Consider the following 15,524-nt stretch of genomic DNA (forward strand, 5'->3'; position numbering starts at 1 on the left):
TTGATAGTTGATAGTTGATAGTTTTACAAATTAACTTTCTCTTTTTCAATTGATTATTGACGTTAGACCGGTACCCTGGAAGGCGTCCATGGGTGGCACCTACGGCTATGTACATTGAACGCTTCGGAGTTGGTAGCTTTGACCCCAAAGGGGTTCACTGTACATAGCCCCGTATGCAATGCGGGGACATACCAGCATGATAGGTACAAGTCAAGAAGCTTGTAACGATAAAGGCAGGTAAAAACCTGCCTTTATCGTTTTCCTAATTATGATCAAAGGCTGGTTAGAGACGGCCTGGTTATCGGTTACTTAATCACCCCCAGCTCTTTACCAACTTTGGTAAACGCCGCAATGGCTTTTTCGAGGTGTTCGCGTTCGTGACCGGCGGAGATTGTACCCGGATCCGGGCTTTTCCCTGTGGTACTACGGGGTAAAAGAAGCCGATGACGTAAATACCCTCTTCCAACAGTTTTGACGCAAACTGCTGAGCCAGCGGAGCCTCGTAAAGCATGATGGGAACAATGGGATGTTCGCCGGGCAGAATGTCAAAGCCCGCTGCGGTCATGGCTTCGCGGAAGAAACGGGTATTCTCTTCCAGCTTGTCGCGTAACGTGGTTGAGGCCCGTAACAGCTCCAGCACTTTCAGGGAGGCTCCTACCACCACGGGGGCCAGCGTATTCGAGAACAAATACGGACGTGAGCGTTGACGTAACAGCTCTACAATTTCTTTGCGAGCCGCAGTAAAACCACCCGATGCACCACCCAGGGCTTTTCCGTAGGTTCCGGTGATGATGTCGATCCGGCCCAGAACATTCTTGTGCTCAGGCGTACCCCGTCCCGTTTTGCCCACAAAACCACTCGCGTGTGACTCGTCCACCATCACCATGGCTCCGTACTGATCGGCCAGATCACAAATGACGTCGAGTTGAGCAATGGTTCCGTCCATGGAAAATACTCCATCCGTAACAATCAAAATGCGACGCGATCCCGCTGCAGCTTTTAATTGTTCTTCCAGATCAGCCATGTTATTGTGCTTGTAGCGAAAGCGTTTTGCCTTGCACAAACGAATACCGTCGATAATGGACGCGTGATTCAATTCATCGGAAATGATTGCGTCCTGTTCATTCAGCAAGGGTTCGAAAACCCCACCGTTGGCATCAAATGCGGCTGCGTACAAAATGCAGTCCTCGGCTCCCACAAATTCAGCCGTAGCTTTTTCGAGTTCTTTGTGAATGTCCTGCGTACCACAGATAAACCGAACCGACGACATGCCATATCCGTGTGAATCGACGGTCTGATGAGCCGCTTCGATAACCGAGGGGTGTGAGGACAGGCCCAGGTAATTGTTCGCACAGAAATTCAGTACATTCTGTCCGTTATAAGTAGCGATCACCGCCGACTGCGGCGTTACAATGATGCGTTCATTCTTATACAAACCCGCCTCCTGAATGGAAGCCAGCTCTTGCTGAAGTTCTTCTTTAATCGTTCCGTACATAACTCGAAAAGTTTACGCCTGCGTGAGTGAAGGCTGATAATATTCAGAAAGATGATGGATCATTTCTTCCGTCATTCGGGAGAGATCAAAGGCCGGTGCCCAGCCCCAATCCTTGCGGGCAGCCTGATCATCAATCGTTTTGGGCCAGGAATCGGCAATTTGTTGCCGGAAATCCGGAACGTACTGCGTTCGAAAATTCGGGAAAAATTTCTGAATGGCCGCCGTTAGTTCAGCGGGTGTAAAACTTAGGCCCGCCAGGTTGTAGGCCGTCCGCACCTGAATCCGGCTGCTTTCGGCTTCCATCAATTCCAGCGTGGCCCGAATGGCGTCATCCATGTAGATCATGGGCAGCCGCGTATTCTCCGACAGAAAACAGGTAAAATCCTGCCCCTGTACGGCCTGATGGTAAATGGCAACGGCGTAATCGGTGGTACCGCCGCCGGGTTGCGACTGGTAACTAATCACCCCCGGATACCGCAGCGAGCGTACATCAAGACCATACTTCACGTGGTAGTAATGCATCCAGTTTTCAGCCGCTACTTTACTGATGCCATAGACCGTCGTGGGATCAAGCTGCGTTTGCTGGGGCGTATCGAATGCCGGAGCACTGGGACCAAATACAGCAATCGAACTGGGAATAAATACTTTAGAGACGTTCTGGGTACGGGCTACTTCCAGTACATTCAGAGCCGTCTGCATGTTAATCTCCCAGGTTCGAATCGGATTCGCTTCTCCATTGGCCGAAAGGATCGCCGCTAAATGATAGATCTGCGTCACCCGATATCGACGTACCAGAGCGGCCAGTTCCTCGGCTTTCGTGGCATCGAGTGATTCAAAAATTCCCGAAAATGCTTGCGGCAGCCGCAAATCAGAGGCTATGACGCGATTCAGTCCGTACTGATTTTGTAGGTGCTGGACCAAAACCGTACCGATCTGTCCACTAGCTCCGATAACAAGAATAGTATCCATAGGCCAGAAAATGATTAAGTGAAACGCCGACCATTCGAGGAACCGGTTACAGCTCAATAGCTTTTCACACTGATTCCGACACAAATCTATATTTGTAGCAATATTTATTGAAGTATTTTCGATCACAAAGAAAATATTCCTTCAAGTGTTCATTTTAAAGAAAATATTCCCTTTTATCGAAATCCATACTAGGTTTGTGGAAGAAAATTTTTCGGTTAAAAAATTGATACCCGAACACCGCTGTGGAACATCTGGATGAGCTGGATAGAACCTTGCTGCGTTTGCTACAGCAGGACGCTAAAATGACCACGAAAGAGTTGGCTGCCGAGCTAAACCTTACCATCTCACCCGTCTACGAACGCATCAAGCGACTCGAATCTCTCGGCTACATTAAACAGTACGTGGCGGTACTGGACAAAACGCTGATTGGACAACCCGTGACCGTTTTTTGTCAGGTTTCCATGCGTTATCACAATGAAGCATTTATTGAAAAGTTCGAGCAGACCATTCAGGATCTGGAGGAAGTACAGGAATGCTACCACATGGCGGGGCAGGTTGATTTCCTGTTAAAAATCAATTTAAAGTCCCTGAATGATTATCACGATTTTGTGAAGTATAAACTATCGAAGCTGGAAAATATTGGAACGCTAAACAGCACGTTTGTATTAAAAGAAATCAAACATAACATTGGGTACAGCATCTAAAATAAAGCGGCGGATTTCGTCAATCCGCCGCTTTAGCTACTATCGTAATCATTTCTTAGAGAATATTCAGTTTCTCGAGTAATTCAGGTTTATTCGCCCGGCTAATCGGGATTACTTTATCCGCAATAACTAAGTTACTTTCTTCAATATCAACGATTTTGGAAAGGTTGATAATAAAGCTCCGGTGCACGCGGAAAAAGAATTTAGGATTGAGTTTTTCCTCCAGGTTTTTCATTGTTGCGTACACAATATGAGAACCCTGATTGGTACGGATTTTAACATAATCGCCAACATTCTCAACGTACAGAATATTATCATACTCAATGCGAATATAGCGTCCTTCTGTTTTTACGTAAATTTCGTTTGGATCCGTATTTTTGGGAACCACCGGTGCCTTCACCGCTGATTTTTTATCGATAACCTTATCTACTGCCTGCATGAAGCGGGGAAGTGAAATAGGCTTTTTCAAATAGTCCGTAACCTGGTACTGAAAGGCGTCAAAGGCGTATTCGGTCTTAGATGTTGTAAGAATTACGGAGGGCATATAGGATAGCTGATCCAACAGTTCAAGCCCACTTAATCCCGGCATTTCAACATCCAGAAAAAGAACATCAACAATTTTCTCTCTTAAGAAATTTAAACCCTCCGTAGATTGATCAAATATTCCAATAATCTCTAACTCTTCTCGCTTTTCGCACAACCGTTCAAGGGAGAGACGAGCCATTAACTCATCATCTACAATAACGCATTTTAATTTCATTGGGCAGCGGTTTTAAAGGCAAGCCTGTTTACTTCCTCGGCTAATATAACAGCCATACGGCTTAATTCTGTTTGAAAAAAGTTAATTTTTTCAGGTATGCCTTCGGGGTTGTTGTCGTGAGTTAATTGAACTTCAATGGATTTTAAGTACTTCTGTAAGCCCGTGAGGCCTACCATAGCGAGGGGCGGATTAAGCTTGTGAGCCTCCCTGGCCAGTGATTCCCAATTTTGCTGCAGAACCAGCGGAGTTAAATGAGCGTATTCTGGCAGCACTTCATCCCGAAAAGTCTGGAACATTTCATACGCATACGTCCATTCTTCGCCGTATAATTCATGCAGGTATACACTATCAAGCTCCGGATGATACTGCCATTTTTGTTCTTCCATCTCCTGCGTATCTGATGGAGAAAGATACATTGAGATTTTCTCCAGAAGTTGTTTAGGTGTAAAAGGTTTAGCCAGAAAATCAGTCATGCCCACTTTCAGGGCCTGTTCCTTTTGTTCCTGCATGGCAGAGGCTGTCAGGGCGACAATCGGTATATTCTGATTAATATTTTGAGTAGATCTAATCATAAGGGTAGTTTCATAGCCATCTAGAAATGGCATTTGAATGTCCATTAGGATTAAATCAAAATTTTCATGCTCAATGATTCGAATGGCTTCCTGCCCATCCGTGACAATTTTGTAGGGTAGATTCCATTTGTCGAGCAGCCCCCCTACGTACTTGCGGTTCATGAGGTTATCTTCCACAACTAGAATCCGCTGAGTAGTATTTACTATAGGTATCTGATGCTCTGATTTAACAAAGTTAATTTTCTTAAACGGTAATTGAAAAATAAATCGCGTTCCTTCTCCTTTTTTCGTATATACCGTAATACTCCCTCCGAGCAGGTCGATCAGGTGTTTGACAAGAGCTAAACCGAGGCCTGCCCCTTGATACTTATAGCCCGTTTCGTTGGGTAATTGTTTAAACTTTTCGAAAATTACTTCAAGTTTATCGTCATCAATTCCAACACCCGTATCCCGAATTTCAAATTGAATAGTGATCGTTTCGTTCGTACTTTGGACTTGTTTCGCTTTCAGATTAATCTTGCCCCGCTCCGTAAACTTGTACGCATTATTGAGCAGCTTTGATACAATTTGGTAAATCAGTCGTTCACTTCCGTAGACCTGTGTAGCTAAATTTGGATCAATGTCCAGGGCAATCTCTACGTCCTTTTTGTTGTTTTGTAATTCATAAATTCGGTGCAGAGCCATCAATAGACCCCGGATGTCAAATTCTTTCAACTGAAGGGGTAATGTGCCGTTCTCAAGAGCGGATATATCCAGAATATCTGTCAGTAAATTTTGTAATATTCGGGACGAAGATTGAAGTATTTCCAAATATTCTTTTTGCTCCGCATTGACCTGCGTGTCGTAAAGCAGGTGCGTCATTCCGATGATGGCATTCAGTGGCGTGCGAATTTCATGGCTCATATTCGCGAGAAACTGCTTCTCTGCGAGTTGAGCATCTTCGGCAGCTTTTTTGGCCAGAGCCAGGTCATCAATCAGTTTTCTACGTTCTGTATTGTCGTAATGAATGCCTACGGAGCCTATTACTTTTCCTGCGGCATCATACACGGGAGCTCCGTTTACGATTACCCAAATAATACGCCCATCCTTACAACGCAGAGGTATTTCGTAGCTACTGGTTTTCCCTTCAAAGCGGGTTTTACTTTGTTCGTTAATAAAATCCGTATACGCTTCCAGCAATAACAATTCAGACGCAGGTTTTCCCACCAATTCTTCGCTGGTATAACCTACCATCCGGCAAAAACGATCATGGGCTCTAACGATTCGTTCTTCCGTATCTACCTCCAGTATTCCAAGGTCCATTTTTTCAATAATAGACCAATAATTTTCCTGAATCTGCTTAAAGTTTTGCGGAGAAAGATAATTCTTATTACTGATCTGAAATTTCCATACATGCCAGGTTGCACTCCCTTCAGGGACCAGCGGTATAAAATCAATTACAATTACTTTATCTTCCGTAATGGGGAGTGTAAAATGCTCAACAATCTGATGTCTGGGAACAAATTCGCGAAGCTGGTCTACTGCTGTTTTATCAACGTTAAAACGACTGAGGTACGTTTCAAAAATCTCATCAATTGTTTTCCCAATTAATTCATTTGCGGCCACTTTTATCTCAAAAATGTCGCAATAACTTTGATTGATGTAAACAACTTTTCGCTCTTCATTTTCAATCAGCAGCCCGTAAGGAAGCTGGTCGCTTCTGGTCCACAACGCGGATTGTTCAGTCATGGGCTGTTGACTGGCTGTATCCTCAACCAGTGGGCGTATAACCACAGGACTCGATTTTTCGGCTTTCAAGCTGCCGGTTTCCATTGATTTTCCAGGTTGATTAACTTCTTCCATCATCTGACTAATGAACAGTTTAGTAATTGTTGATGGAGTTAATCCCTCCTTCTTTGTATGGCCGATCATTTTTCATAGTAGGTGGTGTGGTACATTCTTTACAATTCGTTATTTCCAGCATAAGTACTATTCTATTTAACACAGCACGCAGACAAACATTCTGTAACTGCTTGCAACTGCGGTAGAATAAGTTTAAACTCGTAACGAACGGCATCAGTAACGGTAAATGTAGATAAAATTACTCAAAAATATTAAACAATTTCAAGTAATTAACTTAATAGCGGCTTTAGAAATTCAATAACGCAGGACTTCTTAACAACCCTCTTTAGTACTTTTATTAAGGATTTGCACAAATGATCATACGTTTAACAATAATACTAAAACTGGAATAATTCAGTAATTATTTTAGATGAAAGGAATAAATGATCGTTTTAATGAATTAGTCTGCTTTTCTGTATATAAAAGTCTGTTTTCTGCTGAAAAAACCCTGAAATACGCAGTTGATCGAAAAGACTTCATTTGCTCGTCATTAGTGCCTGATATTTGTATCAAAAAAAGCACCCCAAAACAGCGTACAGGGAAAGCGTTTAGTAGTGAAGTAATTAACCCCATTGTTTACCCACACCTGATCAGTTGTTATTCATTTCCCCCAGATACGTAGGTGTTTATTCAGCGGACGGGCGATCACCATACAGAGAATAGATCACTTACCAGAGAAGGTAGCCATGAGCTACCTTTTTTGTTTTACCTTCCCTGAAAGTTTGGCTTTCGCTTTTGCCGGAAAGCACGCAAGCCTTCCGCTACATCCTGCGTTTTTCCGAGTAATTCCTGACATTCCGCTTCCCGATCCAGCATGGTTTCCAGCGTTGCGGTAGCAGACTCATTCAGGAGCTGTTTCAAATAACCGATGGCCAGCGTCGGAGCCTGCGTGTAGTACTCCGTCCAGCGGCTTACGGCCTCATCAAGCTGTTCCCCGGGTACTACGTCATTGACCAGGCCCCAGGCATGGCATTCCGCTGCCGGTAGCGTTTTCCCCGTGCTCGCCCACTCAAATGCCCGCTGAAGGCCCACCAGCCGGGGTAGAAAAAAAGTAGTACCTGCATCGGGAATCAGGCCGATGTGAACAAAAAGCTGGGCCATGCTGGCATGACCAGCCGCTATTCGCAGGTCGCAGGCCAGAGCCAGGGCAGCTCCCGCTCCGGCTGCTACCCCATTCAGGCGGGCAATGATGGGTTTGGGTAGCCTCCGCATGGTTTGGATGAGTGGTAAGTAGTGTTCCCGTAAGACCTGACCCATCCCCTCAGACTCCCCGATTCCGAGCTTTAAATCGGCCCCGGAACAAAAAGCTTTATCACCCGATCCCGTCAACACGATTACGCGTATACGCTCTTCAGAATCAGCTTGTTTGAAAGCCTGATTCAGTTCTCCCAATAGCTCCGGACTCAGGGCATGGTATACCTCAGGCCGGTGCATCGTCAGGTAGGCTACCTGATCTCGTACTTCATACAACAAAGTTTTCATGACCTTTTCAGTGATTGGTGGGCGTGCTGGTAAGCCGTAACGGCTGAACTCTTCTCAAGTATAGGATTTTATAGCGATTGCACCCAATCCTGAAAAAATATTATTTATTCTACTTTTCATTTAATCCTTACGTCACCGCTGTATATTGCCTATTTCGTAACTAGCACGGCCATGGTCTCTTATTTTCTTCAACATATTAAATACGAAAAGCGACTGAGCGAACATACGCTGACGGCGTACCGATCAGATATGGAACAACTGTCGCAGTATCTCCTGGAGAGTTACGAACTGGATGCTCCCGAAAAGGCAGACTTTCAAATGCTCCGTTCGTGGGTAGCGAGCCTGGCAGAAAAGAAACTGGATAACCGCTCGATTAACCGTAAAATCGCTACGTTACGGACTTTCTACGGATTTCTACTCCGGAAACGCGTCATTACCAATGACCCGATGCTGTCAATTAAGGCATTGAAAACGGACCGTACGCTGCCCACGTTCGTTCGGGAACAGGAAATGACGACCCTGCTCGATGATATTACCTTCACCGACGATTTCACCGGCGTACGCGATAAACTGGTACTGGAACTACTCTACGGAACGGGCATGCGTTTAACCGAGTTGATTACACTCAAGGATGCCGACCTGGATGGGTATGAGCGTACCCTAACCGTTCTGGGTAAACGTAACAAGTACCGGATCCTGCCGCTGTCCGCTTCGCTGTATAAACTGATTCGCCAGTACCAGAACTTCAAGCAGGAAACCTTCAACGGCTCCTGTGAGGATGTACTGATTGTTTCTGACCTGGGAAATAAAGCCTATCCGGTTATGATTCAGCGGATTGTCAAGCGATACCTCACGCTGGTTTCTTCCCTGGAAAAACGTAGTCCGCACGTCTTACGCCACAGCTTTGCCACGCACCTGCTGAACCGGGGAGCCGACCTCAACGCAATCAAAGATTTACTGGGTCATAGTTCACTGGCTGCCACGCAGGTCTATACGCACAATTCCATTGAAAAACTCAAAGAGGCTTACCAGCAGGCTCACCCCAAGGCCTAGCCGATGATTCTTTCCGGGCGAAACAGGGTTAAGCTCCGTTTCGCCCGTCTCTTTCCTAACTAAACCTATCTTGTTCTTTATGCGAGTAACCCTGCTTTGCATCGGCCTGCTTACGGCCGGCTTTTTCGACGCATCCGCTGATCGAGTTCCTAAAAAGGATGATGTTTTTTCCAGTAAGTACATCAAGGAAACAATGGTGAAAGTGACCGACTGGCAGTTGAGTCACCCCAAACACAGCCCAACCGACTGGACCAACGGAGCCTTCTACTCCGGCGTTTTCGCGGCGTACGAAACCACGAAATCTTCCCGTATTTTAGATTCTTTAATGGCTATGGGTGAACGAAACCGCTGGCTACCGGGACCGCGTTACGACCATGCCGATGACATTGCGATTTGCCAGACCTACATTGATCTGTACCGGATCAAGAAAGATCGGCGGATGATTCAGGCGACGATTGATTCCGTACAGAAAGTTCGTCGTGTACCGGGCCGGGAGATTAAAAATCACGGGATTACCTGGTGGTGGTGCGATGCCCTGTTCATGGCTCCTCCCGTACTGGTCAAACTCAGTCAGACGCTCAAGGATCCTTCGTATCTGACGCAGAACGATACCCTTTTCAAGCAGACGTACGATCTATTATACAATTCCGAAGAACGCCTTTACGCCCGTGACGCTTCTTACCTTGTCAACAGCCAGGGTGAAGGGAAACGCGAAGCGAATGGTAAAAAGGTGTTCTGGTCACGGGGGAATGGCTGGGTCATGGGCGGTCTGGTGAAGGTGCTACAGGAATTACCGAAAAACCATCCGACCCGTGAATTCTATCTGACGCAGTACAAACAAATGAGCGACCGCCTGGCCTCCCTGCAACAGGCGGACGGCTTATGGCGTTCGAGCCTCCTCGATCCGGACTCTTTTCCGGGCGGTGAAGGCAGCGGTACGGGTTTCGATTGTTACGCCCTGGCCTGGGGTGTTAATCAGGGCATTCTCGACAAGGCCAAATTCAAACCCGTCGTACAGAAAGCCTGGCAGGGACTTAATACTCTGCTAACGCCGGAAGGCAAAGTGGGTTGGGTACAGCCCATCGGAGCCGATCCCCGCCGTAACTTCAGTGCCGAAAGCTGGGAAGTATACGGAGCCGGAGCCTATCTGTTAGCCGGGTCGGAAGTCATCAAGATGAAATGGTAAGGGTATAAAATGATACTTAACTAAAGAAGCTCGGGTCTAAGACCTGAGCTTCTCCGATTATGGGGTATCTGGTTTCAATTCAACTGGTTTTTCAGGTGGCGACCTTCCGCATACTCCTGTAAATTCTGGATGGTTACACTGGCGATTTGTTGCAAAGCTTCCTGCGTCAGAAAGGCTTGGTGAGCGGTGATGAGTACGTTGGGAAAACTCATGAGTCGGCCAATTAAATCGTCCTGAATGATTTGCTCCGACCAGTCCCGGAAAAACAGATGTTCTTCCTGTTCGTACACATCGATGCCCAGATACCCAATCTTTCCGTTCTTGAGTCCTTCAATAACGTCTTTGGTATGAATGAGTCCGCCCCGACTGGTATTGATGAGCATGACGCCTTCCTTCATGGCGGCAATGGTTTCTTCGCGAATGAGGTACTTCGTAGCTTCGGTCAGTGGGCAATGCAGGGAAATAACATCCGACTGGCCCAGTAATTCTTCCATTTTCACGTATTCCGCCAGCGGCAAATCCGGATTTTCGACCACATCGTACGCCAGCACCCGACAACCCAGGGCCTGCATGGTGCGGGCAAAGGCGGCACCAATCAGTCCGGTACCAATCACGCCGACGGTTTTTCCATGGAGGTTAAAGCCCATCAGCCGTTCCAGCGAGAAATTCCCTTCCCGAACCCGGTTATAAGCTTTATGTGTTTTTCGGTTCAACGCCAGAATCAGGGCCAGTGCGTGTTCGGCTACGGCCTCGGGCGAGTAGGCCGGAACCCGTACCACTTTCACGCCCCGATTGCGGGCAGCGTCCAGATCCACGTTGTTGAAGCCCGCACAGCGTAAGGCGATGATTTTCAATCCCCCATCGGCCAATTGATTAATAATGGAAGCCGTCAGATGATCGTTGACGAATACACAAATGGCTTCGAAGCCTTCCGCCAGTTTCAGCGTATGCTCCTGAAGCGGCACTTCAAAATACGTCAGGTCAAACGTCGAGCGATAGCGGTCGAAGGACTCTTTATCGTAGGCTTTGGTACTGAAAAAGGCAATATTCATGCGTAGTTTCAATGAAAAGGTTGATCGGGTAATCGTCCAAACCGATACCCGCGTTTCCGCAAAGTTGGCAGAATGGTCGAATCCAGCAAATGATAAAACTTATCCGTACGCCTGGGGTCCGTACCGGGGTGAATCAACAGAAAGGCTCCCTTTAGCGAATGTTGGTCATCGTAGCGAAAAAGCCGGGCCAAAAGCGTATCACTGGAACGGTAATTAGGCAAGCCGGGCCAGGTATAATCGGCGTTGGTACCCGTGCCGGGCGTAAAATTGATGACCTGCAAGCCTTGTTCCTTACCCCACGCCACGATCTTCTGATTGTACCATTCGTACGGCGGCAAAAACCACGGAGCCTTCCGTATACCGAATGCCGCCAGTGCCTGATAGCTGGCCCGTAAATCGGTGTTAAACGCTTCCTGGGATACGAGCAGGGAGTCGCGATGGGTCCAGTCGCAGTAGAGCAGATGCTGGTCGGAATGGCTGCCAATGTAGTGTCCGTCCCGTTTTAAATCCTTGATTAGTTTGCGGAACTCCGGATTTCGCAGGAAAGCACCCGTCAGGAAAAAATGGCCGGGAATCCGGTTTTTCTTCAATACCCTGCGAATGTACTCCGCTCCTTCGGCCCGGTCGTGGGCGGAAAACAACAGGTAAATAACCTTCTCCTGGGGCCGATACCGGATGATGGCTCCCTCGCTATCGGTTATCGGGACTTTTTTTTTGAAGCACCCTCCGCCTGTAAGGCCGACAGATAATAACTCAGGCTGGCGGTACCATCCATCGTAGGTTCATTGGTTGAATAATCCCCGAAATCATCGTGGTACACAACCGTTCCCGACTGAAATTCAGCAAACTCGTCAGCTTCGTTGAGTTTAATACCGATGAGCTTATTCCAGATACTCCCGTAAATGGGCCCGTCCACCAATCCTCCCGAAATTTTGTAGGGGCCCAGTCGCGTAAACGACGAGTGAGGATCTTTCGGAGCCGTACCCGATTCAGGCAGGTCGCAGATCATGCTCGTCCCCCAGGGATTACAGCCAAACAGCCAGTCGCGGAGGGCGGCTTCCAGTTCATCATACTGCGAATCTTTGGTCAGTTCGCGGTACAAACGAAGTTGCGTCAGTATACCGACGGTCAGATTATTGGAACACCAGATGAAGGGTACGCCATTGAGAAAGGCATTTTTCTGCCCCCGCTGGCGTACCTTCTCAATCCCTTCTTTCATGAATTTACGATAAGTACCCTGCTCCGCTCCGTTGTACTCTGCTCCGAAGTAATGGCCCAGATTGACAAACGGGTACCACTGGTAATGCCGGGCCGTATCGGCTCCCATCCAGGGAGTCACGGGTTCGGATTGGGCAAAGTTGAAGGCTTCCTGATGATACGTCTCGGATTTTTCCACTTGAGCCAGCGTTGCGGCGGCCAGTTCCATATCATCCACGTAATTGTCTTCTTCGTAGAAATAAGGAGCCCGACCGGGGGCCGTCTGGGTAGTACCCGGAAACTGCTTTCCAAATGCGTAGGCTTGCCGGGCTTTTCCGATCAGTTGTTTGGCGTAGACCGGATTAAATTTTTGCAGGACGATACTGCCCAGAGCGAAAGCGGAAGCAAATTTCCCGGCGGAAGAAGCGACCCCCTGCGTTCGGTTCTTGTACTTAAACGCTCCCTGTGGTTTTCCGGTAATAAAATACACGGGTCGGGCCAAGCCCTGATTAGCTGCGTAGCGAACCGAGTCATGGTTCGGCAGCCGAAAGCCCTGATGATCCCGGTCATCGGCAATCTGGTTGTAGTATTCGCCCGGAGCGGGGTTCATTTTCAGGAGCCAGTCAAGCCCCCATTTGGCTTCGTCCACGACATCGGGAATACCGTTGGCTCCGGGATTACCCCAGGCGTCGTGCGTATCGCCAAAACTTTTCGGGTTTTTGTAATAGGCAAACAACAGTTGAAACGTAGCATTGGCCGAAGTTGGCAGGTACTGTAAATAATCCGAAGCATCGTGCCAGCCCCCCGAGACGTTCAGATGGGTAGAATCTTTCTTGGGATCCGGGTGATAGACGATAAATCCATCCGAACGGTGACAGGTATCTTTTAGAAAAGGGTTGTAATTACTGCGTTGCTGCCGCATGTACTGCAACGTAAAATCCGCCGTTCCGTCGTATACGGCATTGTCAATACGAAACTCCGGCGATTGTACCCCAGCGGCTTTAAGGTAATACCGACCGGGTTTTTGAATCGTTGAAAAATTGAGCCGATAGGTAGCAGCGAAAGCTCCATAACTGCCGTACCCTTTCAAGGTACGCAGACGGCCCGTTCGTTGCTGCGTGCGAGCATCGTAGATTTCAAACTCGGTACAGGAAAGGGGGGTTTTACTAACCAATACCGCCACTTTCACCGAGGATTCCAGGTAGCCTAACTGATTGATTCGAATCCAGGCTTTAGGTTGACTGTAGACGGTACAGGAAAGAAAAACAAAAAAGAGCGGGATAAATCGGTTCATAGGAGGTCGTACAAAAGCCCCAAGTTAAAAAGAGCCAATAGTATCCCCAAACAAAAAAGAGCGGGACACGTATGCCTCGCTCCTTCCAGTCCAATTTTTTCGATTACTTCACCGGCACAGGAAACTTATCAAAAAGCTTTCCTACGGCCTTATCGATTTGCTCAGGCTGACGACTGCGTTTGTTTAGTACGGTCGAGCCAACCGCATCCCAGACCATCTTATTCTGCTGGGCATCTACGAGTTCCACGGATAGTGTTCCTTCTTTATATTGACCGACGGGTACGGTTTCACTTTTCCAGGAATAACGCCGCTGACCGATGTATCGCGGAGCTTCCCGTATGTCGGTCTGGCGGGTCTGCGTTTTCTCCTGAATCACCAGTCCAATGTTGATCAGCAGGTCTGGTTTACCATACGTCTGATACCCGCGGGCGTTCATTTCCCGGGCAACGGCCTGTTTAATTTCATTCATGGCGGTATTCGTGACCGAATCCCGTTCGGCTCCCTGTAACTCCACATCCATGAAATTATAGGTTTTGTAGCTTTTCAAATCCGCCTGATCGTCGGTACGGCTCTTCACGTTCGAGTATGAACATGCCGTCATAACCGCTCCCAGGGCTAAAGTGGCAAATATTTTCATGGCTGGTGCTCTTTCTTTGTTTAAAGACAACACTAAAAAAACCTGTACTCATCCGCTTTACACCGACTTGAGCTAGTACACTCAAACAATGATTCTGAATCCTTAAAAAACTGAGGTTGTTTTTTCCCATACCTTCATTTACGGTACTCCGCGTCACTAGTAATCAGCGAGCATCGGTCTGGCTGGAATGATTTTCTTTTTACCCCGGTACATATTTCACCAAATGCATCGCTATGAACACAACGGAACAAACGGCTCTGATCACCGGAGCCTCCAGTGGAATCGGTTACGAACTCGCCAAAGTCTTCGCCCAAAACGGTTATAATCTGGTACTGGTGGCTCGTAATACGGATCGTCTCAACGAAATCGCCAATGAATTACGCGACCAGCACGGACTGGAAACGGTGATTGTTATCGGAAAAGATCTGACACAGCCGAATGCTCCCCAGGAAGTATACGATGAAGTCAAAGGCTTTGGTGTAGACATTAATATCCTCGTCAATGACGCAGGTATGGGTGAATACGGCCTTTTTGCTACCGAAACGGATCTGGACAAAGAACTGTCCATCATCAAACTTAACGTGGTGGCTCTGGTGCACCTGAGCAAGCTGTTCCTGAGAGATATGGTACGCGTGAACGAGGGTAAAATCCTGAACCTTGCCTCCGTGGTATCGCTCATGCCTAATCCGTACATGGCCGTTTACGGGGCCACGAAAGCCTTTGTCCTTTCCTTCACCGAAGCTTTACGCAATGAATTAAAAGACACGAGCATTACCGTGACTGCGTTGCTGCCCGGTGCTACCAATACTGATTTCTTTAATAAAGCCGGAGCTGAAGGTACGCGGCTCATCAACAGGCTCAGACCGCCGATCCGGCGAAAGTAGCCGCCGATGGGTACGCCGCTCTAATGAAAGGCAACGATAAAGTAGTCTCCGGCCTGATGAATAAAACGCAGGCGTTGTTATCTAATGTTCTTCCCGATCAGCTGACGTCTCAGACTATGCGAAAACTGATGGAACGTCCTGACGAGTCAGAAGAATCCAAAACACCTTCGACGGCATCCACGCTGATCTCACTGGCCGTGATTGCCGGTGGTCTGTACTGGGCGTATACCAAATACGGCTTGCCTGGCGTACTGAAGAAAGTGAATATCGAATAATGGGAGTGAATTCCTCTAGTATGAAGCAGGCAGCCCAGGTTGGGCTGCCTTTTTTGCGTATTTTCAAGCCATTCTGACGTAGA

At 47.6% G+C, this 15,524-nt stretch carries 13 protein-coding genes and 1 pseudogene; 5 read left to right on the top strand and 9 right to left on the bottom strand.

Annotated features, from left to right (window positions below; all coding sequences use genetic code 11):
* Positions 1–305: 305 nt before the first annotated feature.
* Together kbl and BWI93_RS03640 are read right to left on the bottom strand one after the other, a co-directional pair.
* Positions 306–1,495 (bottom strand): annotated as a pseudogene (gene kbl, locus BWI93_RS03635) (glycine C-acetyltransferase).
* A gap of 12 nt (positions 1,496–1,507) precedes the next feature.
* Positions 1,508–2,464, bottom strand: coding sequence for an NAD-dependent epimerase/dehydratase family protein (locus BWI93_RS03640; RefSeq protein ID WP_094808804.1), 957 nt, complete (start codon positions 2,462–2,464; stop codon positions 1,508–1,510).
* A gap of 242 nt (positions 2,465–2,706) precedes the next feature.
* Here BWI93_RS03640 and BWI93_RS03645 point away from each other — a divergent pair, with 242 nt between their 5' ends.
* Positions 2,707–3,168, top strand: a complete 462-nt coding sequence (locus tag BWI93_RS03645; RefSeq protein ID WP_094808805.1) for an Lrp/AsnC family transcriptional regulator — start codon at positions 2,707–2,709, stop codon at positions 3,166–3,168.
* 55 nt (positions 3,169–3,223) lie between these two features.
* Here the strand turns inward: BWI93_RS03645 and BWI93_RS03650 are convergent, their stop codons facing one another.
* From BWI93_RS03650 to BWI93_RS03660, 3 genes are all read right to left on the bottom strand, one after another.
* Positions 3,224–3,928 carry a LytTR family DNA-binding domain-containing protein gene (locus BWI93_RS03650; RefSeq protein ID WP_094808806.1) on the bottom strand — a complete coding sequence of 235 codons (705 nt, stop codon included), beginning with the start codon at positions 3,926–3,928 and terminating at the stop codon, positions 3,224–3,226.
* The gene (locus tag BWI93_RS03655) at positions 3,925–6,345 is read right to left on the bottom strand and encodes a PAS domain-containing hybrid sensor histidine kinase/response regulator (protein WP_176454119.1); all 2,421 of its coding nucleotides are present in this window, start codon (positions 6,343–6,345) and stop codon (positions 3,925–3,927) included. Before BWI93_RS03655 ends, BWI93_RS03650 begins: the two co-directional genes overlap by 4 nt.
* 741 nt (positions 6,346–7,086) lie before the next feature.
* Complete coding sequence (locus BWI93_RS03660) at positions 7,087–7,863, bottom strand: enoyl-CoA hydratase/isomerase family protein (protein ID WP_094808808.1); 777 nt, start codon at positions 7,861–7,863, stop codon at positions 7,087–7,089.
* Positions 7,864–8,034: 171 nt separating this feature from the next.
* Between BWI93_RS03660 and BWI93_RS03665 the strand changes: the two genes are divergently transcribed.
* Together BWI93_RS03665 and BWI93_RS03670 are read left to right on the top strand one after the other, a co-directional pair.
* Complete coding sequence (locus BWI93_RS03665) at positions 8,035–8,916, top strand: tyrosine-type recombinase/integrase (RefSeq protein ID WP_094808809.1); 882 nt, start codon at positions 8,035–8,037, stop codon at positions 8,914–8,916.
* Positions 8,917–8,995: 79 nt separating this feature from the next.
* On the top strand, positions 8,996–10,102 hold the full coding sequence (locus tag BWI93_RS03670) for a glycoside hydrolase family 105 protein (protein ID WP_217902228.1): 1,107 nt from the start codon (positions 8,996–8,998) through the stop codon (positions 10,100–10,102).
* Positions 10,103–10,176: 74 nt separating this feature from the next.
* Here the strand turns inward: BWI93_RS03670 and BWI93_RS03675 are convergent, their stop codons facing one another.
* The 4 genes from BWI93_RS03675 to BWI93_RS03685 form a co-directional block, all read right to left on the bottom strand.
* A complete protein-coding gene (locus BWI93_RS03675) occupies positions 10,177–11,154 on the bottom strand; it encodes a 2-hydroxyacid dehydrogenase (protein WP_094808810.1) in 978 nt (325 codons plus the stop codon).
* Positions 11,155–11,162: 8 nt separating this feature from the next.
* Positions 11,163–11,795 (bottom strand): polysaccharide deacetylase family protein, encoded by a 633-nt coding sequence (locus BWI93_RS28470; RefSeq protein ID WP_255157700.1) that lies wholly within the window; start codon positions 11,793–11,795, stop codon positions 11,163–11,165.
* Positions 11,796–11,851: 56 nt separating this feature from the next.
* Entirely contained in the window at positions 11,852–13,645 is a 1,794-nt protein-coding gene (locus tag BWI93_RS03680; protein WP_255157701.1) for a glycoside hydrolase family 9 protein, read from the bottom strand.
* A 103-nt stretch (positions 13,646–13,748) separates the two neighbouring features.
* The gene (locus BWI93_RS03685; RefSeq protein ID WP_094808811.1) at positions 13,749–14,282 is read right to left on the bottom strand and encodes a DUF4136 domain-containing protein; all 534 of its coding nucleotides are present in this window, start codon (positions 14,280–14,282) and stop codon (positions 13,749–13,751) included.
* Positions 14,283–14,515: 233 nt separating this feature from the next.
* On the opposite strand from BWI93_RS03685, the gene BWI93_RS03690 reads away from it, so the two are divergent.
* Positions 14,516–15,166, top strand: a complete 651-nt coding sequence (locus tag BWI93_RS03690; protein ID WP_255157702.1) for an SDR family oxidoreductase — start codon at positions 14,516–14,518, stop codon at positions 15,164–15,166.
* Positions 15,167–15,189: 23 nt separating this feature from the next.
* A complete protein-coding gene (locus BWI93_RS28475) occupies positions 15,190–15,441 on the top strand; it encodes a hypothetical protein (RefSeq protein ID WP_255157703.1) in 252 nt (83 codons plus the stop codon).
* Positions 15,442–15,524 lie beyond the last annotated feature (83 nt).

It is taken from the genome of Siphonobacter sp. BAB-5385, from assembly GCF_002261125.1.
In the GTDB taxonomy this organism is placed as follows: Bacteria; Bacteroidota; Bacteroidia; order Cytophagales; family Spirosomataceae; genus Siphonobacter.

What these genes read in the sequence shown, in the direction of transcription:
- BWI93_RS03655 (WP_176454119.1), bottom strand. Translation starts at nt 6,345, where the DNA reads ATGATGGAAGAAGTTAATCAACCTGGAAAATCAATGGAAACCGGCAGC.
- BWI93_RS03640 (WP_094808804.1), bottom strand. Translation starts at nt 2,464, where the DNA reads ATGGATACTATTCTTGTTATCGGAGCTAGTGGACAGATCGGTACGGTT.
- BWI93_RS28475 (WP_255157703.1), top strand. Translation starts at nt 15,190, where the DNA reads ATGAAAGGCAACGATAAAGTAGTCTCCGGCCTGATGAATAAAACGCAG.
- BWI93_RS03680 (WP_255157701.1), bottom strand. Translation starts at nt 13,645, where the DNA reads ATGAACCGATTTATCCCGCTCTTTTTTGTTTTTCTTTCCTGTACCGTC.
- BWI93_RS03660 (WP_094808808.1), bottom strand. Translation starts at nt 7,863, where the DNA reads ATGAAAACTTTGTTGTATGAAGTACGAGATCAGGTAGCCTACCTGACG.
- BWI93_RS03665 (WP_094808809.1), top strand. Translation starts at nt 8,035, where the DNA reads ATGGTCTCTTATTTTCTTCAACATATTAAATACGAAAAGCGACTGAGC.
- BWI93_RS03675 (WP_094808810.1), bottom strand. Translation starts at nt 11,154, where the DNA reads ATGAATATTGCCTTTTTCAGTACCAAAGCCTACGATAAAGAGTCCTTC.
- BWI93_RS03690 (WP_255157702.1), top strand. Translation starts at nt 14,516, where the DNA reads ATGAACACAACGGAACAAACGGCTCTGATCACCGGAGCCTCCAGTGGA.
- BWI93_RS03685 (WP_094808811.1), bottom strand. Translation starts at nt 14,282, where the DNA reads ATGAAAATATTTGCCACTTTAGCCCTGGGAGCGGTTATGACGGCATGT.
- BWI93_RS03670 (WP_217902228.1), top strand. Translation starts at nt 8,996, where the DNA reads ATGCGAGTAACCCTGCTTTGCATCGGCCTGCTTACGGCCGGCTTTTTC.
- BWI93_RS03650 (WP_094808806.1), bottom strand. Translation starts at nt 3,928, where the DNA reads ATGAAATTAAAATGCGTTATTGTAGATGATGAGTTAATGGCTCGTCTC.